This window comes from Streptomyces sp. NPDC003284 (genome assembly GCF_053589675.1).
This window is the reverse complement of sequence record NZ_JBSFSI010000009.1, coordinates 226,029-243,508: the sequence shown is the minus strand read 5'-3', so window position 1 is coordinate 243,508 and position 17,480 is coordinate 226,029. Positions and strand designations below refer to the sequence as shown.

Here is a 17,480-nt window from a genome sequence, read left to right as displayed (position 1 = left end):
CCGCCGCCCGGGACGGACACGGCGGGGGGGAGGGGCTACGCCGGGGCGCCCAGCGCGGCCAGCGCCTCGTCCGTCAGCCGGTACACCGTCCACTCGTCCTGCGGGCGGGCGCCCAGGGACTCGTAGAAGTCGATCGACGGACGGTTCCAGTTCAGGACCGACCACTCCAGACGCTCGTAGCCGCGCTCCACGCACAGCCGCGCCAGCTCGGTCAGCAGGGCCTTGCCGTGGCCGCCGCCGCGGGCCTGCGGCCGTACGTACAGGTCCTCCAGATAGATGCCGTGCACCCCGCGCCAGGTGGAGAAGTTGAGGAACCACAGCGCGAAGCCCACCACCTCGCCGTCCGCGTCCTCGGCGAGATGGGCGAAGGCCGCGGGCCGCTCGCCGAACAGCGCCTCGGCCAGTTGCTCCGGGGTGGCGCGCACCTCGTCGAGGGCCTTCTCGTACTCGGCCAGATCGCGGATGAGCGTGTGGATGACGGGCACGTCGGCGGGGGTCGCGGTACGGATCATGGCCGCAGTCTCACACACCGTCCGGGGCCGCCCACCGGGTGGGTGCGCGCCCCCGGACGACGGCGCCCCGGCATCCCGCGCGCGGGATGCCGGGGCGTACGACGGGTCCGGGGCCGGGGTCAGACGGCGGGCGCCGGGTACGTCGGGTACTCGACGCCGGAGACGTGCTGGACGACCCGCACGACCTGGCAGGAGTAGCCGAACTCGTTGTCGTACCACAGGTAGAGGATGGCGTTGTCGCCCTCGACCTTGGTGGCGCCCGCGTCGACGATCGAGGCGTGGCGCGAGCCGATGAAGTCGCTGGAGACCGCGTCGGGGGCGCTGATGAAGTCGATCTGGCGCTTGAGCGGGGAGGTCAGCGAGACCTCGCGCAGATGGTCGAGGACCTCCTCGCGGGTGGTCTCGCGGCGCAGCTGGAGGTTGAGGATGGCGATCGACACGTCCGGCACCGGCACCCGGATCGAGCTGCCCGTGATCCGCGCGCGCAGGTCCGGCAGCGCCTTGGCCACGGCGGAGGCGGCACCCGTCTCGGTGATGACCATGTTGAGCGGCGCGGACCGGCCGCGGCGCTCGGACTTGTGGTAATTGTCCAGCAGGTTCTGGTCGTTGGTGAAGGAGTGGACGGTCTCCACATGGCCGCGCGCCACACCGAACTCGTCGTCCATCGCCTTCAGCGGCGGGACGATCGCGTTGGTGGTGCAGGAGGCGCAGGACAGGATCCGCTCGTCCGGCTTGATGGTGTCGTGGTTGACGCCGTGCACGATGTTGGGCACGTCGCCCTTGCCGGGCGCGGTCAGGACGACCTTCTCGATGCCGGGGCGCAGGTGCTCGGACAGGCCCTCGCGGTCCCGCCACTTGCCCGTGTTGTCGATCAGGACGGCGTCCTTGATGCCGTACGCCGTGTAGTCCACCGCCGAGGGGTCGTCGGCGTAGATCACCTTGATCGCGTTGCCGTTGGCGAGGATGGTGCTGTTCTCCTCGTCGACGGTGATCGTGCCCTGGAACTGGCCGTGGATGGAGTCGCGGCGCAGCAGGGAGGCGCGCTTGACGATGTCCTGGTCGCCGCCGCCGCGCACGACGATCGCGCGCAGCCGCAGCCCGTTGCCCGAACCGGCCTTCTCGATGAGCAGCCGGGCCACCAGGCGGCCGATGCGGCCGAAGCCGTAGAGGACCACGTCGCGGCCCTCGCGGCGGCCCTCCCCGGCCGTCCCGACGGCGCCCGCGACGGCCTCGGCGGTGAACTCGGCCACGGACAGACCGCGGTCGTCGGCCCGGTACGTCGCCGCCAGCATGCCGATGTCGATCTGGGACGGGCCGAGGTCCAGCGCGGTGAGCGCCTGGAGGAAGGGGAGCGTCTCGGTGACCGACAGCTCCGCTCCGGCGATCTGCCGGGCGAACCGGTGGGTCTTGAGGATGCTCACCACCGACTTGTTCACCAGGGAGCGGCTGTGCAGCAGGACGGTGACGTCCCGCTCGCGGTGCAGCTTCCCGATCATCGGGATCATCGACTCCGCGATCTCCTCGCGGTGCTTCCAGTTGGTGAACGAGTCGTCGTTGACAGTCACAGGTTTCTCTTTCGAGCTAGGCAGCGCTCATATGCTAACCCGACCGGATCTCGCTCTTTCAGGGGGTGCACCCGCGGGTCCGCGCCCGGTCCCCGGGCGCGCCGCACACCGGGGTTTGGCACCGGCGTTCGGTGTGGGTTAAGAAAACGCGAGCGACCGATCAAGCCTGGGAGGGTCCGTGACGAGGCCAGAGGCGCCCGACGACTGTCTGACCGAGTACACCCGGATCCTGGCCGACGTGTGCGTCACCGGCCGTCGGCTCACCCGGGACGAACTGGAGTCCCTGCGGACCCAGGGGGAGCGGGCGGCCGAGCACGGACACGGACTGCGCCGCCTGGTCCGCAGGCATCTGGCCGAGACCCGGGCGGTCGCCGCCACCCTGCGCACGACCGGCGTCGACCAACTGCTCGCCGCCGTCGAACAGGCCGTCGACGCCTTCGCCGAGGGCCACGAACGCGCCCAGAAACTCGCCATGCGCCAGGAGGAGGCCGCCCGCCGCGAGTTCATCGACGACCTGCTCTACGGGCGCAGCGACCTCGGCCGGCTCGCGGAACGCGCCGAACGCTACGGACTGCTCTTCTCCCGCGCCCACGCCGTGGCCGTCGCCCAGGGCGCGGAGCCCGTCGACGACACCCATCCGGCCACCCGGCACGTGGAGACCTCGCTGCTCGCCCGCTTCGCCGAGCGCCGCGTCCTGCTCACCACCAAGGACGGCAGACTCGTCTGCGTCGCGCCCGGCGACCAGGACGACGTCCTGGCCTTCTTCGCCAAGCAGGCCTACGCCGCCACCGACGGCGGCCGGGTCGCCATCGGCCGCCCGCACCCCGGCGCCGGGGGAGTCGTCCACTCCTACGAGGAGGCCCTCAACGCCCTCGACCTGGCCCACCGCCTCGACCTCCAGGAACCGGTGCTGCGCGCGGCGGACCTCCTCGTCTATCCCGTCCTGACCCGCGACCGGCAGGCCATGGCCGACCTCGTGCGCGACACGCTCGGCCCGCTGCGCGGAGCACGCGGCGGCGCCCAGCCCCTGCTGGACACCCTCACCGCGTACTTCGACGCCGGGTGCACGGCCGCCGAGGCGGCGCGCCGCCTGAGCCTCAGCGTCCGCGCGTTCACCTACCGCCTGGAACGCATCCACAAGCTGACCGGCGCCGATCCCGCCGACCCGATGCACCGCTACACCCTCCAGACGGCGGTCATCGGCGCCCGCCTGCTGGGCTGGCCGGACCGCGAGGTGTAGGAGGGGCGGGGGCGACCCCGGCTCACACCGGGGTGACTCCGGTCAGCGCGGCGCTCAGCTCCCACAGCCACGCGGCGTCGGTGTGCTCGGTGAGAAGCGGCCAGACCGGCTCGCTGCGCGGCCGGCCGCGCAGCCCCAGGACCCGCGGTCCCCATATCTCCCCGCCGCGCGCCGCCGGGTCGAGCACCGCCCGCACCGCCGGCCAGGCTCCCGCGTCCTTGCCCTGGAGGACGGCGCCGGCCGGCAGGCCGAGCAGCCGGGCACCGGCCGAACGCGTGTGCACCAGCGGACGCGAGGGCGTGAGCGAGTCCAGGGCGCCCCCGGGATGCGCGATCAGACTGAACACCGGACTGCCCGCGGTGCGCAGCCGCCGGTCGAGTTCCAGCGCGAAGGACATCTGCGCCAGCTTGGACCGGCCGTAGGCGCGCTTGGGCCGGTAGTCGTGCGCGGACTGCGGGTCGGCCGCGTCCAGCCGCTCCGATCTGGCCGCGATGCTGCCCATGGTCACCACCCGGGCGGCGGGAGCCGCGGCGAGCAGCGGCATCAGATGCGCGGTGAGGGCGAAGTGACCGAGGTGGTTGGTCGCGAACATCAGTTCGTTGCCGTCCGCCGACTCCCGGCGCGGCGGATGGTCCAGCGCGATCCCCGCGTTCAGCACCACCGCGTCCAGGCATTCCGTCCGCAGCTCCGCCACGGCGGCCGGGAGGGACAGCGGGTGGGCGAGGTCCATCCGCACGGCGCGCACCCGGGCACCGGGCACCCGGCCGCGTACGGACGCCATGGCCGCCTGGGCGCGCGCCGGGTCGCGGCTGCCGAGCACCACCTCGGCCCCCGAGGCGGCGAGTTGCTCCACGACGAAGTAGCCGATGCCCGCGTTGCCCCCGGTGACCAGGAAGACACGTCCGTCCGCGCGCGGCGGGCGGGCGACGTCCCAGGGCGGGGCGGCGGCGGAGCGGGAAGCGGAGGCGGAAGAGGAGGCGGAAGAGGAAGCGGAGGGGGTGGAGGAGCCGGACGGCGCGGTCATGGCGGGTTTCCTTGCGGCAGGTGGTGGTTGCGGTGTGTGGGGGCGTTGCGCGTGGGGGCGTGTGCGGAGGGCGGGGCGAGCCGGTCGCCCGGCCGTCCGCTCACTCAAAGTGACAGCCGCTGCCGACACTTCGCCGATGGATCACCGACAGCCGCCGACGCCCGCCGACAGCCTCCGGCACCCGACGACGGTCTCCGACCGGGTGAACCGCGGGTGCGGGCCGCCGTCGCCGCGCATAGCGTCGAGACCGCCTGACCAAGGGGGTTTCGCACGGCTCGGACGTCGTCCGGAGCATCTGAACCCGAAGAGGAGACAGCCATGGGCCGGGCCAGCCGAACCGGACGTGCCAGGAGCCGAGGCGGTGGCGCGGGGCGCTCCGCGCCACCGAAGGGGCGGGCCGCCGCCGAGAGCGCCACGGATGCCGCCGACACGGCCGCGGACACGGGCGCGGAGGCGAAACCGGAGGCAGAAGCGGAGGCGAAAGCGGACGCCGCTACGGCCGCGAAGGCGGACGCGAACATGGGCATGTGCACGGGCACGGACGCGGACGGCGGCACGGACGAGGGCACGTCCCCCGCACCCGCACCCGCTGACGCTCCCGCCCCTCCCGCAGAACCGGCCTCCGCTCCCGCTGCCGCCCTCGCCCCCGCCTCTGATCCCCTCTCCGATCCCGCCCCCGCCCTCGGCGAACCCGCCCCGGCCCCCCACCCCCTGAGCGGACGGATGCGCCTGGACACCGCCGAGCCCTGGACGCTGATGGTGGCGGGCTTCCTGCTGTCCCTCGGTCTGATCGTGTGCGCGGCCGTCACCATGCCGCCGGTGTGGATCCTGCTGCGGCTGCTGGGCCAGGATCCCTGGCCCCCCGCCGAGGGACTGGCGGTGCTGGCGATCGTCGCGATCGTGTTCGTCACCGCCTTCACCGCGCTGTGCACCTTCCTCTACAACGTGGTGGCGCGCTGCGCGGGCGGCCTGGCGGTGACCCTGACCGAGGACGCTCCGGCGGCGACCGCGCCGGAACCCGCCCCACCGGAGCCCGAGGCGCCGTCCGGCACCTGAAGGGGGCGCGCGGTACCCGGAAGGAAGAGGGGGCGTGCGGAAGCATCCGCCCCCGCGCGTGCGCGGCGCACCAGGGCGGCTCGCTCCCCGCGCTCGCCCGTTCAGGTGACGGTTGATCATCTTCGGTCCGGGGGACCCGTGCGGGCCCTATCCAGGACGTATGCATGAACTCCGCACCACAGCCAGCCAACCGCCCCTGTCCCGGCGGCTGTTCACCACCGCCGCCGGGACGGCGGCCGGCGCGGCGGCCCTCGGGCTGGGCAGCGCCGAGCCCGCCGCCGCGACCCCCCTGGCACCCCCGGCCGCTCCGGTGGCCCCCGCCGCCCCCGGGCGGGCGCCCGCCCCGGCCCGCTCCACCGCCGACTGGGACACCTGCCTCGCCGTCGCCCGCGCGCTGCTGGTCGTCGACGACCAGGACAAGCCCCTCGTCCCGCAGTACGAGAAGATCCTCGGCTCCGGACTGCCCCGCGCCCGTTCCGGGGCGGCCAAGAAGATCCTCGTCGTGGGCGCCGGTCCGGCCGGCCTCGTCGCCGCCTGGCTGCTCAAGCGCGCCGGACACCATGTGACGCTGATCGAGGCCAACGGCAACCGGGTCGGCGGACGGATCAAGACCTTCCGCACCGGCGGCCACGAGCAGGCCCCGCAGCCGTTCGCCGATCCGAAGCAGTACGCGGAGGCCGGGGCGATGCGCATCCCCGGCAGCCATCCGCTGGTGATGCGTCTGATCGACCAGCTCGGCCTCAAGAAGCGGCCGTTCCACCTCCTCGACGTCGACGGCTCCGGCAAGCCTGTCAACCACGCCTGGCTGCACGTCAACGGCGTCCGCGTCCGCCGCTCCGAGTACGCGAAGTCGCCGCGCCGCGTCAACCGGTCCTTCGGCGTCCCGCGCACGCACTGGGACACCCCGTCCTCGGCGATCCTCGCCGCCGCCCTCGACCCCGTGCGCGACGAGTTCAGCACGGTCGGCGCGGACGGCAGGCGCGTCGACAAGCCCCTGCCCGAACGGGTGCAGGGCTGGGCGCGTGTCGTCCAGCGCTACGGCGACTGGTCCATGTACCGGTTCCTGACCGAGCAGGCCGGGTTCGACGAGCGCACCCTGGACCTCGTCGGCACCCTGGAGAACCTGACCTCGCGGCTGCCGCTCTCCTTCATCCACAGCTTCATCAGCCAGTCCCTGATCAGCCCGGACACCGCCTTCTGGGAGCTGACCGGCGGCACCGCGACGCTGCCGGACGCGCTGCTGCGCCAGGTGTCCGACGTGCTGCACCGCGACCGGCGTGCCACACACATCGAGTACTGGGACGGCACCCGGCAGCAGGGCGCCGACGGCGGGGACACCTCGCACGTGCGCCGGGACGGGCCCCACGTGTGGATCGACACCGTGTCGGAGGGGCGCGGCGGCAAGGTGGTGCGCGAGCAGTTCACCGGTGACCTGGCCGTCGTCACCGTGCCGTTCTCCGGGCTGCGGCAGGTGCAGGTCAGCCCCCTGATGTCGTACGGCAAGCGCCGGGCCGTCGCCGAACTGCACTACGACAGCGCGACCAAGGTGCTGCTGGAGTTCGGCCGCCGCTGGTGGGAGTTCACCGAGGCCGACTGGAAGCGCGAGCTCGACGCCGTCCGGGCCGGGCTGTACGACGACTACCGCAGCGGGAAGGCGCCCGCAGACGGCAGTCTGCTCGGCGCGCACCCCTCGGTGCCGCGCGGTCACATCAGCGCGGCGCAGCGCGCGCACTACGCCGCCACCCGCTGGGCGGGCCGCGACCAGCCGGAGGCCGCGCACATCGTCGGCGGCGGCTCCGTCTCCGACAACTCCAACCGCTTCATGATCAACCCCTCGCACCCGGTGCCCGGCAGCGAGGGCGGCGTCGTGCTGGCGTCCTACAGCTGGGCCGACGACGCCTCGCGCTGGGACTCCTTCGAGGACGAGGCCCGCTATCCGTTCGCCCTGCGCGGTCTCCAGCAGGTCTACGGGCAGCGCCTGGAGGTGTTCTACACCGGTGCCGGGCGCACCCAGAGCTGGCTGCGCGATCCGTACGCGTACGGCGAGGCGTCGGTGCTGCTGCCCGGCCAGCACACCGAACTGCTCGGACACATCCGCACCCCCGAGGGACCGCTGCGCTTCGCCGGGGACCACACCTCGGTCAAGCCGTCCTGGATCGAGGGCGCCGTCGAGTCCGGTGTCCGGGCGGCCCTGGAGGCGCATCTGGCCTGACCGATCGACTGATCGATCGGCTGACCGACCGACCCATCGGTTGACTGACTGACTGACTGACCGGCGGACCGGTTCGCGCCCGGAGCGCGGCCCGGTCCCGGCTCGTGCCCCGTCGTCAGGGGGCGGGGCCGGGACCGTCGCGGGGGCTGTCGTCGGGCGGGCTGTCCCAGCCGCCGTCGGCGGCCGTGGCCCGCGCCAGTCCCACGCTGCCCGCGCCGATCAGGGCGACACCGATCGCCTCGGGCAGCACCCGCACCCCCAGCCCGATGTACTCCTGGAACAGCACCCAGCCCAGGACCACGCTGGTCAGGGCGTCACCGAGGGTCAGCGCGGGCTGGGACGCGGTGAGGCTCCCGGCCCGGAACGCGCTCTGCAACAGCAGGAAGCCGAGCGTGCCGACGACGAGGGTGGCGTACGGCGGCCAGGAGGCCAGCACCGCGGGCACGCCCTGTCCGAGCCGCCCCATGACCTCCTTGAGCAGCGCGGCGGTGCCGGCGAAGGACACCGCGGCCGCCAGACCCAGCAGCCCGGCCCGCGGGGCGCCCCGCACCAGGCGGGAAGCGGCCGTGAACACCGCCACCAGGGCGAGCACCGCGGGACCCGCCAGCAGCCACAGACGCGGCTCGGCGGTCGGCCGGCCCTCCGAGGGGGAGGCCGCGCCGAGGAAGAGGGAGAGGCCGACGGCCAGCGCGGCGAAGGCCAGCCAGGTCCGCCAGTCCGGCCGGCTGCGGAAGACGACACTGCCCACGGCCAGCGTGAACAGCAGCTCACTGGCCATGAGCGGCTGGACCAGGGACAGACTGCCCACGGCCAGTGCCGCCGCCTGGAGGACGGTGGACAGGCCGAGCAGCGCGGCGCCCGCCAGCCAGGAGGGGCGCCGCAGCACCCGGGTGAGCCAGCGCGCCGCCTGCCGGATCCCGGAGCCGCCCGGGTCCTCGTCCGTCGCGGCCCGGCGCTGGAGCACCGAGGCGGAGGCGTTGGACAGCGCAGCGAACAGGGCGAGCACGATCGTCAGGGCGCTCATCGGCGGCCGCCCCGGACGTCGTCGGGAGCCCGGTGCGGCCCGGTTGCCGCGCGGGCCCGGACAGGCGTCCGGGACGGTCCGCCGCTCACGGGGTGTCCCGCCGTGCGCGCCGCCGGATGTACCGGCCGGGTCCCCGCCCGTCGTGGCCCGGCGCGCGCCGGGGCGTCCAGTGGTGGTCGCAGAACCAGCGGCCGAACATCGCGCCCCCGTAGACGACGAAGCCGACCCCGGTGAGCCAGGACTCCACCACCAGCACGATCCCGACGGTGCCGTAGCTGATCGCGTTGTCGACGATGAGCGGGGTGAAGACCAGGTAGGAGAAGACACGCAGGCCGCCCAGGCCCACCATGGTGGCGAGCGCGCCGGGCAGCAGGGTCCGCCAGTGCAGCTGGCCGCCCAGCAGGAAGTGCTGGCCCCACCAGAAGAACAGCACACCCGTCGTCGCGGACACCACGATCCGCGGCAGGCCGTGGAACTGGTGGCCGTTCAGTACCTCCTGGTAGAGGTACGCGGTCAGCACCGCCAGCCAGCTGACCTGCCGCCACACCCGGTGCCACGGGCCGGGCGGCAGCCCCCAGACGCGTTCGTAGCCGTTCTGGACGCTCCCGGCGAACGACACCCCGAACACCGCGAGCAGGACACCGCCCCACACGCTGGTGGTGCCGATCACCTTGACCGGCGGGGTGATGATGTCGGTGAGGACATGGGCGGAGCGGCCCGACAGCCCCATGCCGTCCACCAGCCACGACGCGAAGCCGCCCTCGCCCAGCGGATCGGCGGCGGCCACCACGATGAGCAGCGGCGCCAGGGTGACCAGGGACAGGGTGGCGAACCCCATGGCCCGGTGCATCAGCTCGATGTCGCGACCGCGCCGGACCAGGACGTACGCGCCGAGCCGGTGCTCCAGATCGAGCACCGCCTGCCGGACCCGCGGCACGTGGCGCTTCACGAGCGCCACTCTGCACGCGAGGACGCCCGTCCGCAACGCGCGGGCGTCCGCCCGGCCGCACCCGGCACCGCCCCGCGCCCGCGTCCCGAGGTCCCGTAGCACCTCGGCGGGGCACAGGGCCCGCGCCGTGCCCGCTCGGCTGTGTGCGGGTACGGCGCGGGCCGGGACGGCGGGGTCAGTGGTGGGTGCGGCCCCGGCGTGCCACGCCGATGGTCAGGCCCATGGCCGCGAGGCCCAGCGCGGCGATGACCGCTCCGACCCAGCAGTTGTTCCAGATGATGCCCGCCCGTGCGCCGTGGGTGAGGGTGACCACCCAGGGGGAGATGAACAGCCACACGCCGAGCGGCACGAGCGCCCAGGCCAGCCGGAACATGCGTTCCGGTGCCAGTGCCAGACCGAGCCCGATGACGCCGACGGTGATCCCGACGAGCAGGTTGTTGACGGTGATGGCGGGCTGGATCGCGAAGTGCACGACCCAGGGAGAGATCGCGGCGTACAGGCCGGCCAGGACGATGAGACCTTCGACGGCCATCGCCGGACCGCTCGACGCGGTGCGTTCGAGCCGTTCCCGCATCTCCGCGATCTCGGGATGCGAGCCCATCATCTCCGGATGGTGGGTGCCCACGTCACTGGAGCGGTGTGGATACGACATCGCTGTCGTCTCCTCTCCATCAAGGGGGGTTCTTTACGTCATGTAGAGGTTCCCCCGTATGGGTGACTTATATTCCTTTTATACCTCTTGTATCCCTTATGTGCGGACCGTGCGCCGCCCCTTGCGGCAGTGGCCGGCCAGGTGGGGGAAGGCGGTCGCGCCGGACCCGCGGCGGGACGCCGTGAGGGCGGCGATCCCGCGGGCCCGCGTACGGCAACTGCCCTTATCGGCAGGCGAAACGGTGTGCGAGACTGCGGTGATCGACACCCCTTGCCCGTTCCACTCGCACGACGGAGTCCGCATGGTCACCGGTACCCCCGATCTCCCGTCCACCCCGCCGATAGACACCAGCAAGGCCCATCCCGCCCGGGTGTACGACTGGCTGCTCGGCGGCAAGGACAACTACCCCGTGGACGAGGCCGTCGGCCGTCAGCTGCCCCCCGAGGCCCATGACGCGGCCCGGCAGAACCGGGCGTTCATGAACCGCGCCGCCGCCTGGCTCGCCGGGCGCGGCCTGGACCAGTTCCTCGACGTCGGCACGGGCATCCCCACCGAGCCCAACCTGCACCAGATCGTCCAGCGCACCGTCCCGACCGCCAGGGTCGTCTACACCGACAACGACCCGATCGTGCTGCGGCACGCCGAGGCGCTGCTCGTCAGCCGCCCCGAGGGCGTCACCGACTACATCCAGGCCGATGTGCGCCGCCCGGACCAGATCCTCGAACACGCCCGCCGGATACTGGACTTCGAGCGCCCCGTGGTGCTCTCGCTGATCGCGCTGATGCACTTCGTCCCCGACGACCAGAACGCCCACGGCATCGTCCGCGAGCTGGTGGCCGCGCTCCCCTCCGGCAGCCACCTGGTGCTGTCCCACGCGGCGTCCGACCTCTACCCGGAACTGGCCGAGCAGGTCACCGCCGAGTACGCCAAGGGCGGCATCCGCCTCGGTTTCCGTACCCGCGCGGAGGTCGCCCGCTTCTTCGACGGTCTGGAACTCGTGGAGCCGGGCCTGGTGACGGCCACCGAGTGGGTCAAGGACGTCCCGGCGCCGCGCCCCGAGGGCAGCGGCATCTACGCCGGAGTCGCCCGCGTCCCCTGAGCGGGGACCCGCCGCCCGGCGGCCGCGCCGCGCGCGACGGCCCCGGTGTGATCACCCGTGGGGCATCACACCGGGGCCGGGACGGGCCGAGGGGTCAGCGCGGCGGCTCGCCGGTGTCCCGGCCCTGGTCACCGAGCTGCCCCCGGAGCTTGTCCTGCGCCGTGTCCACCTGGCCGCTGTACTTGCCCTGGGTGCGTTGGTCGATGTAGTCGCCGCCCTTGTCGATGCCCTTGCCGGCCTGCTCCTCATGTCCCTTGAGCAGCCCCTTGAGCTTGTCCATCATGCCCATCGCGTACTCCTTCACGGCTCGTTCTCCTCCAGCATGGCCCGCCCGTCCGGGTGACGCATCCGCTGGCGCGGGCCGCCGGTTCACTGCTCGCGGGACGGCGCGGGCAGCAGCAGTTGAGCGGTGATCTCCTTTCCGGTCTCACGGTCGGTGACCGTCAGGCTGTGACTGAGCGCTTCGACGATCTCCAGCCCGTGACCGCCCACCCGGCGCCCGTCCGGGGGCCGGGGCCGGGGCGGCTGCGGGGAGGTGTCCCACACGCTGATCCGCACGAGCCCGCTGTCGGGCTCCGCTTCCAGGCACAGCCCGCAGGGGCCTGGGGCGTGCCGTACCGCGTTGGTGATCAGCTCGCTGACCACCAGTTGCGCGTCCTGTGCCACGCGGTCGGGGACGGGTGTGCGGCCGGTGACTCGGACGCGGTCCAGAAACCTGCCGACAGCCGCTCGGGCCTCGGCGGCGCTGATCGCGCCACTGTCCCAGCGGACGTCCCAGCGCAGCGCTGTGGGCGTGCTCCCGTACCGGTCCGGCTCATCCGACGCCTTCTGCCTAAGCGGGATGGCCATATGGTTGCCTCAAACTGTCACACTGTGTTACTGCTCTTCCGATTGTCCGGTTACCCCGCCCCGCGCGGAATAGACCACTCCCGTACGGGTGGCGTGAGGCGGACGTGACGATGAGGCGCTGCCGGGCCGGTCACCAGTAGTGGCGATGGCCGGCCACCGCGTGCCCCATGGCTCCCAGGATCCACAGCACCGCGCCGATCACGGCCAGGATGATGCCGATGGTCCACAGGATCGAGATGCCGGTGACGAAGCCGACGATGAGCAGAATGACGCCGAGGAGGATCATGGCCGCCTCCTGTTGGGGGTAGTACTCCCTCCACTGTGCACCCAAAGAAGCCCCAACGGGTATGTGTGCACAGGAATCAGGACAAGGAGTGCCGATCGCTCGCGCGAGGCATTCCGCGCAAGAGGCTTTTCCCGCTCGGTGGAGGTGTGTCGGTGCGTACAGGACTGCTGCGTACGGTCGGGGCGGTGACGGCTGCCTACGGAGCCGTGGCGGCGTACCGGCCCGGCTGGCTGGCCCGGCCCGTGGGACTGGTGGACCCGGAGGGGAACACCCATCCGCACACGGCCACGGCCCTGCGTCCGCTGGCCTGGCGCGACGCCGCCTCCGGGCTGGCCATGCTGCTCGCGCCGCGCGGCCCGGCCCTGGTCACCGCGACCGCCGTACGGATCGCCTCCGACGTCGGTGACGCGGTGCTGTTCGGCACCGGCTCGGGCGGCCGGGTCCGCCGGGCCGGCGCCGTCGTGACCGCGCTGGGCTGGGCCGCGGTGACGGTCGCCGCCCTGGCCGGTGGCCGGGGCGGCGCGGCGGACGGACCGGTCCCCGGGGATCCGGGGACCTGAGACGGCCGGGACGGGGTCAGCGCACCGGGAAGCCGAAGGAGTAGCCCTGCTGCTTCAGCCAGGGCAGGACCTCCCGCAGCGCGGCCACGGTCTGGGAGCGGTCCCCGCCCGCGTCGTGGAAGAGGACGGTCGGTCCGTTGTGCAGCTCCTGCTTGACGGTGGCGACGATGGCCGCGGTGCCGGGGCGCTCGAAGTCCTTGGTGTCCACGTTCCAGCCCAGCGGCCGCATCCCCCGGTCCGCGGCCAACTGGCGGCTGTAGGGAGTGAACGCGCCGCCCGGCGCCCGGTAGTACATCGGCCGGACACCCCCGGACGCGTCCGTGATCATCTTCTCGGCGTCGAGGATCTGCTGCGACTGGTAGGACTCCGGCTTGTGGTCCATGGAGGTGTCGTGGGACACCGTGTGGTCGCACAGCCGGTGCCCGGCGGCCACCACCGCCTTGACCATGTCGGGGTAGGCCTTGGCCTGCGTGCCGACCATGCAGAAGGTGGCCTTGACGTCGTACTCCCGCAGCACCTCCAGCACCTTGGGCGTCCAGGTCGGGTCGGGGCCGTCGTCGATGGTGATGTTCACGCCCCGGTCACCCTTGTCCGAGGCGTGGGCTATGGTCACCGCCACCTTCGCGGCCTTGCCCTGCTCGCCCGCCGCCGCGCCCGCCGAGGCGCCCGCGTGGGAGGAGTGACCGCCCGTCGGGTCGGCCTGCGCGGTCCACACCGAGGTCGCGGCGGCCACCGCGGTCACCCCGAGAGCCGCCGCCAGCACCCGCCCGTGCCAACCCCGTCCGCCGCCGTGCCGCATCATGTCCCGCTCCGCTTCTCGCCGTCACCGTGTTGCCCTGCACCCTGGATGACGGCCGGACGCCCCCCGGGGATCCCGCTGTTACCGATCAAGGACAATTCCGCGGGCAACGCGCGACACAACGGCGGCGCCGGGGGCCTTCTGACGGCCCGTCGGGCGTATCGGCGCGACAGATCACGACGAGTGGCCCGGTTCATATGGCACGGCGTGGAGGTGACCGACACCATGGTCCTCGTCACCGGCAGGCCGAAGGGATCCAGGATGTTCCGCAAGGTACTGGTCGCCAACCGCGGCGAGATCGCCATTCGCGCGTTCCGCGCCGGATATGAACTGGGGGCGCGCACCGTCGCCGTCTTCCCGCACGAGGACCGCAACTCCCTGCACCGGCTGAAGGCCGACGAGGCCTACGAGATCGGCGAGCCGGGGCATCCGGTGCGGGCCTACCTCTCGGTGGAGGAGATCGTCGCGGCGGCACGCCGGGCCGGTGCCGACGCCGTCTACCCGGGCTACGGGTTCCTGTCCGAGAACCCGGAACTGGCGCGCGCCTGCGAACAGGCGGGCATCGCCTTCGTCGGACCGGACGCCGACACCCTCGAACTCACCGGGAACAAGGCCCGTGCGGTGGCCGCCGCGCGGGCGGCCGGGGTGCCGGTGCTCGGCTCCTGCGCCCCCTCCACGGACATCGACGAACTCGTCCGCGCCGCCGAGGACGTCGGGTTCCCGGTGTTCGTCAAGGCCGTCGCGGGCGGCGGCGGGCGCGGGATGCGCCGGGTCGAGAGCCCGGCGACGCTGCGCGAGTCCATCGAGGCCGCCTCCCGCGAGGCCGCCTCCGCCTTCGGTGACCCGACCGTCTTCCTGGAGAAGGCCGTCGTCGAACCGCGCCACATCGAGGTGCAGATCCTCGCCGACTCCACCGGCGAGGTGATCCACCTCTTCGAGCGCGACTGCTCGGTGCAGCGCCGCCACCAGAAGGTCATCGAGCTGGCCCCCGCGCCGAACCTGGACCCGGAGCTGCGGGAGCGGATCTGCGCCGACGCGGTGCGCTTCGCCCGCGAGATCGGCTACCGCAACGCGGGCACCGTGGAGTTCCTGCTCGACCGGGAGGGCCGCCATGTCTTCATCGAGATGAACCCGCGCATCCAGGTCGAGCACACGGTGACCGAGGAGGTCACCGATGTCGACCTGGTCCAGGCCCAGCTGCGCATCGCCGCCGGGGAGACCCTGGCCGACCTCGGCCTCTCCCAGGACACCGTGCGGCTGCGGGGCGCGGCCCTGCAATGCCGTATCACCACCGAGGACCCGGCCAACGGCTTCCGGCCCGACACCGGGCGGATCAGCGCCTACCGCTCCCCGGGCGGCTCCGGCATCCGGCTGGACGGCGGGACCACGCACGCCGGGACGGAGATCAGCGCCCATTTCGACTCCATGCTGGTCAAACTGACCTGCCGGGGCCGGGACTTCAAGGCGGCGATCGGCCGGGCCCGGCGCGCGGTGGCCGAGTTCCGCATCCGCGGGGTCGCCACCAACATCCCCTTCCTCCAGGCCGTCCTGGACGACCCGGACTTCCAGGCCGGGCGGGTCACCACCTCGTTCATCGAGCAGCGCCCGCACCTGCTGACCGCTCGCTCCTCCGCCGACCGCGGCACCAAACTGCTCACCTATCTCGCGGACGTGACGGTCAACAAGCCGCACGGCGAGCGGCCCGGGACCGTCGACCCGGTCACCAAGCTGCCGCCGCTGCCCGCCGGCGAGCCGCCGGCCGGTTCCCGGCAGCGGCTGGTCGAACTCGGCCCCGAGGGCTTCGCCCGCCATCTGCGCGAGTCGCCCGGACTCGGCGTCACCGACACCACCTTCCGCGACGCCCACCAGTCCCTGCTGGCCACCCGGGTGCGCACCAAGGACCTGCTGGCCGCCGCGCCCGCCGTGGCCCACACCCTGCCCGGACTGCTCTCCCTGGAGTGCTGGGGCGGCGCCACCTACGACGTCGCGCTGCGCTTCCTCGCCGAGGACCCCTGGGAGCGGCTGGCCGCGCTGCGCGAGGCGGTGCCCAACATCTGTCTCCAGATGCTGCTGCGCGGCCGCAACACCGTGGGCTACACGCCGTACCCGACCGAGGTCACCGACGCCTTCGTCCAGGAGGCCGCGGCCACCGGCATCGACATCTTCCGCATCTTCGACGCGCTCAACGACGTCGGCCAGATGCGTCCGGCCATCGACGCCGTGCGCGAGACCGGGACGGCCGTCGCCGAGGTCGCCCTGTGCTACACGGCCGACCTGTCCGACCCCGCCGAGCGCCTCTACACCCTGGACTACTATCTGCGGCTGGCCGAGCAGATCGTCGAGGCGGGCGCGCACGTCCTGGCCGTCAAGGACATGGCCGGACTGCTGCGGGCCCCCGCCGCGGCCACCCTCGTCACGGCCCTGCGCCGCGAGTTCGGCCTCCCGGTCCATCTGCACACCCACGACACCGCGGGCGGCCAGCTCGCCACCTATCTGGCCGCGGCGCAGGCGGGCGTCGACGCGGTGGACGGCGCGGTCGCCTCCATGGCCGGCACCACCTCCCAGCCGTCGCTGACGGCGCTGGTGGCCGCCACCGACCACTCCGAGCGGCCCACCGGCCTCGACCTGAAGGCCGTCGGCGACCTGGAGCCGTACTGGGAGGGCGTCCGCAGGATCTACGCGCCCTTCGAGGCGGGCCTCGCCGCGCCGACCGGGCGCGTCTACCACCACGAGATCCCCGGCGGCCAGCTCTCCAACCTGCGCACCCAGGCGGTCGCCCTGGGCCTCGGCGACCGCTTCGAGGACATCGAGGCGATGTACGCCGCCGCCGACCGCATCCTGGGCCGCCTCGTCAAGGTCACCCCGTCCTCCAAGGTGGTCGGCGACCTCGCCCTGCACCTGGTGGGCGCCGGGGTCGACCCGGCGGACTTCGAGCGGACCCCGGACCGGTTCGACATCCCCGACTCCGTCATCGGCTTCCTCCGCGGCGAGCTGGGCACCCCGCCCGGCGGCTGGCCCGAACCCTTCCGCACCAAGGCGCTCCAGGGCCGCGCGGAGGCCAGGCCCGTCGCCGGACTGAGCGCCGAGGACCGCGAGGGCCTGGACAAGAACCGGCGCGCCACCCTCAACCGGCTGCTGTTCCCCGGCCCGACGCGCGACTTCGAGCAGCACCGCCAGACCTACGGCGACACCGGCGTGCTGGACAGCAAGGACTTCTTCTACGGGCTGCGCCCCGGCACCGAGTACGCCGTCGACCTCGAACCGGGCGTCCGGCTGCTGATCGAGCTCCAGGCGGTCGGCGAGGCGGACGAGCGCGGGATGCGCACGGTGATGTCCTCGCTCAACGGCCAGCTCCGCCCGGTCCAGGTGCGGGACACCGCCGCCGCCTCCGACGTCCCGGTGACGGAGAAGGCGGACCGCGGCGATCCGGGGCATGTCGCGGCGCCGTTCGCCGGGGTGGTGACGCTGGCGGTCGCCGAGGGCGAGGAGGTGGCGGCCGGGGCGACCGTGGCCACCATCGAGGCGATGAAGATGGAGGCCGCGATCACGGCCCCGCGCGCCGGCCGGGTGCGCCGGCTCGCCATCCACCGCATCCAGCAGGTGGAGGGCGGCGACCTGCTGATCGAGGTGGGCTGACCCGCCGCGCGACCGCG

At 73.1% G+C, this 17,480-nt stretch carries 16 protein-coding genes; 6 read left to right on the top strand and 10 right to left on the bottom strand.

All coding sequences use genetic code 11. From position 1 onward, the window contains the following. Positions 1 to 35: 35 nt before the first annotated feature. Together ACWDYF_RS21135 and ACWDYF_RS21130 are read right to left on the bottom strand one after the other, a co-directional pair. On the bottom strand, positions 36 to 512 hold the full coding sequence (locus ACWDYF_RS21135) for a GNAT family N-acetyltransferase (RefSeq protein ID WP_381744304.1): 477 nt from the start codon (positions 510 to 512) through the stop codon (positions 36 to 38). Positions 513 to 631: 119 nt separating this feature from the next. After that, the gene (locus tag ACWDYF_RS21130) at positions 632 to 2,077 is read right to left on the bottom strand and encodes a glyceraldehyde-3-phosphate dehydrogenase (RefSeq protein ID WP_018569897.1); all 1,446 of its coding nucleotides are present in this window, start codon (positions 2,075 to 2,077) and stop codon (positions 632 to 634) included. A gap of 178 nt (positions 2,078 to 2,255) precedes the next feature. Here ACWDYF_RS21130 and ACWDYF_RS21125 point away from each other — a divergent pair, with 178 nt between their 5' ends. Beyond that, complete coding sequence (locus ACWDYF_RS21125; RefSeq protein ID WP_389464692.1) at positions 2,256 to 3,317, top strand: PucR family transcriptional regulator; 1,062 nt, start codon at positions 2,256 to 2,258, stop codon at positions 3,315 to 3,317. A 22-nt stretch (positions 3,318 to 3,339) separates the two neighbouring features. Here the strand turns inward: ACWDYF_RS21125 and ACWDYF_RS21120 are convergent, their stop codons facing one another. Continuing rightward, a complete protein-coding gene (locus ACWDYF_RS21120; RefSeq protein WP_389464693.1) occupies positions 3,340 to 4,341 on the bottom strand; it encodes an SDR family NAD(P)-dependent oxidoreductase in 1,002 nt (333 codons plus the stop codon). Positions 4,342 to 4,860: 519 nt separating this feature from the next. Between ACWDYF_RS21120 and ACWDYF_RS21115 the strand changes: the two genes are divergently transcribed. Continuing rightward, complete coding sequence (locus ACWDYF_RS21115; RefSeq protein WP_389464694.1) at positions 4,861 to 5,397, top strand: DUF3566 domain-containing protein; 537 nt, start codon at positions 4,861 to 4,863, stop codon at positions 5,395 to 5,397. 160 nt (positions 5,398 to 5,557) lie between these two features. Further along, positions 5,558 to 7,609, top strand: coding sequence for a flavin monoamine oxidase family protein (locus ACWDYF_RS21110; RefSeq protein ID WP_389464696.1), 2,052 nt, complete (start codon positions 5,558 to 5,560; stop codon positions 7,607 to 7,609). Between the two features lie 115 nt (positions 7,610 to 7,724). Here the strand turns inward: ACWDYF_RS21110 and ACWDYF_RS21105 are convergent, their stop codons facing one another. The 3 genes from ACWDYF_RS21105 to ACWDYF_RS21095 form a co-directional block, all read right to left on the bottom strand. After that, positions 7,725 to 8,633, bottom strand: a complete 909-nt coding sequence (locus tag ACWDYF_RS21105) for a DMT family transporter (RefSeq protein WP_389464697.1) — start codon at positions 8,631 to 8,633, stop codon at positions 7,725 to 7,727. A gap of 85 nt (positions 8,634 to 8,718) precedes the next feature. Continuing rightward, on the bottom strand, positions 8,719 to 9,582 hold the full coding sequence (locus ACWDYF_RS21100; protein WP_381744311.1) for a ribonuclease BN: 864 nt from the start codon (positions 9,580 to 9,582) through the stop codon (positions 8,719 to 8,721). Between the two features lie 175 nt (positions 9,583 to 9,757). Then, entirely contained in the window at positions 9,758 to 10,234 is a 477-nt protein-coding gene (locus tag ACWDYF_RS21095) for an SPW repeat protein (RefSeq protein WP_018569890.1), read from the bottom strand. A 301-nt stretch (positions 10,235 to 10,535) separates the two neighbouring features. Between ACWDYF_RS21095 and ACWDYF_RS21090 the strand changes: the two genes are divergently transcribed. Next, positions 10,536 to 11,333, top strand: a complete 798-nt coding sequence (locus tag ACWDYF_RS21090; protein WP_018569889.1) for an SAM-dependent methyltransferase — start codon at positions 10,536 to 10,538, stop codon at positions 11,331 to 11,333. 94 nt (positions 11,334 to 11,427) lie between these two features. Here ACWDYF_RS21090 and ACWDYF_RS21085 read toward each other — a convergent pair whose 3' ends face one another. The 3 genes from ACWDYF_RS21085 to ACWDYF_RS21075 form a co-directional block, all read right to left on the bottom strand. Continuing rightward, entirely contained in the window at positions 11,428 to 11,622 is a 195-nt protein-coding gene (locus ACWDYF_RS21085) for an antitoxin (RefSeq protein WP_381744608.1), read from the bottom strand. Between the two features lie 80 nt (positions 11,623 to 11,702). Next, complete coding sequence (locus ACWDYF_RS21080; protein ID WP_389464699.1) at positions 11,703 to 12,182, bottom strand: ATP-binding protein; 480 nt, start codon at positions 12,180 to 12,182, stop codon at positions 11,703 to 11,705. Positions 12,183 to 12,312: 130 nt separating this feature from the next. Then, positions 12,313 to 12,468, bottom strand: a complete 156-nt coding sequence (locus ACWDYF_RS21075) for a DUF6131 family protein (protein ID WP_018569886.1) — start codon at positions 12,466 to 12,468, stop codon at positions 12,313 to 12,315. Between the two features lie 152 nt (positions 12,469 to 12,620). On the opposite strand from ACWDYF_RS21075, the gene ACWDYF_RS21070 reads away from it, so the two are divergent. Next, positions 12,621 to 13,028, top strand: a complete 408-nt coding sequence (locus ACWDYF_RS21070) for a hypothetical protein (RefSeq protein ID WP_389464701.1) — start codon at positions 12,621 to 12,623, stop codon at positions 13,026 to 13,028. Positions 13,029 to 13,044: 16 nt separating this feature from the next. Here the strand turns inward: ACWDYF_RS21070 and ACWDYF_RS21065 are convergent, their stop codons facing one another. After that, entirely contained in the window at positions 13,045 to 13,830 is a 786-nt protein-coding gene (locus ACWDYF_RS21065; RefSeq protein ID WP_389464703.1) for a polysaccharide deacetylase family protein, read from the bottom strand. A gap of 258 nt (positions 13,831 to 14,088) precedes the next feature. On the opposite strand from ACWDYF_RS21065, the gene ACWDYF_RS21060 reads away from it, so the two are divergent. Next, the gene (locus tag ACWDYF_RS21060) at positions 14,089 to 17,463 is read left to right on the top strand and encodes a pyruvate carboxylase (protein WP_381744609.1); all 3,375 of its coding nucleotides are present in this window, start codon (positions 14,089 to 14,091) and stop codon (positions 17,461 to 17,463) included. Positions 17,464 to 17,480: the final 17 nt, after the last annotated feature.

Excerpts from the sequence above, each read along its gene's own strand:
- ACWDYF_RS21060 (WP_381744609.1), top strand. The coding sequence starts at position 14,089 with ATGTTCCGCAAGGTACTGGTCGCCAACCGCGGCGAGATCGCCATTCGC.
- ACWDYF_RS21085 (WP_381744608.1), bottom strand. The coding sequence starts at position 11,622 with ATGGGCATGATGGACAAGCTCAAGGGGCTGCTCAAGGGACATGAGGAG.
- ACWDYF_RS21105 (WP_389464697.1), bottom strand. The coding sequence starts at position 8,633 with ATGAGCGCCCTGACGATCGTGCTCGCCCTGTTCGCTGCGCTGTCCAAC.
- ACWDYF_RS21080 (WP_389464699.1), bottom strand. The coding sequence starts at position 12,182 with ATGGCCATCCCGCTTAGGCAGAAGGCGTCGGATGAGCCGGACCGGTAC.
- ACWDYF_RS21090 (WP_018569889.1), top strand. The coding sequence starts at position 10,536 with ATGGTCACCGGTACCCCCGATCTCCCGTCCACCCCGCCGATAGACACC.
- ACWDYF_RS21075 (WP_018569886.1), bottom strand. The coding sequence starts at position 12,468 with ATGATCCTCCTCGGCGTCATTCTGCTCATCGTCGGCTTCGTCACCGGC.
- ACWDYF_RS21110 (WP_389464696.1), top strand. The coding sequence starts at position 5,558 with ATGCATGAACTCCGCACCACAGCCAGCCAACCGCCCCTGTCCCGGCGG.
- ACWDYF_RS21065 (WP_389464703.1), bottom strand. The coding sequence starts at position 13,830 with ATGATGCGGCACGGCGGCGGACGGGGTTGGCACGGGCGGGTGCTGGCG.
- ACWDYF_RS21135 (WP_381744304.1), bottom strand. The coding sequence starts at position 512 with ATGATCCGTACCGCGACCCCCGCCGACGTGCCCGTCATCCACACGCTC.
- ACWDYF_RS21120 (WP_389464693.1), bottom strand. The coding sequence starts at position 4,341 with ATGACCGCGCCGTCCGGCTCCTCCACCCCCTCCGCTTCCTCTTCCGCC.
- ACWDYF_RS21095 (WP_018569890.1), bottom strand. The coding sequence starts at position 10,234 with ATGTCGTATCCACACCGCTCCAGTGACGTGGGCACCCACCATCCGGAG.
- ACWDYF_RS21115 (WP_389464694.1), top strand. The coding sequence starts at position 4,861 with ATGGGCATGTGCACGGGCACGGACGCGGACGGCGGCACGGACGAGGGC.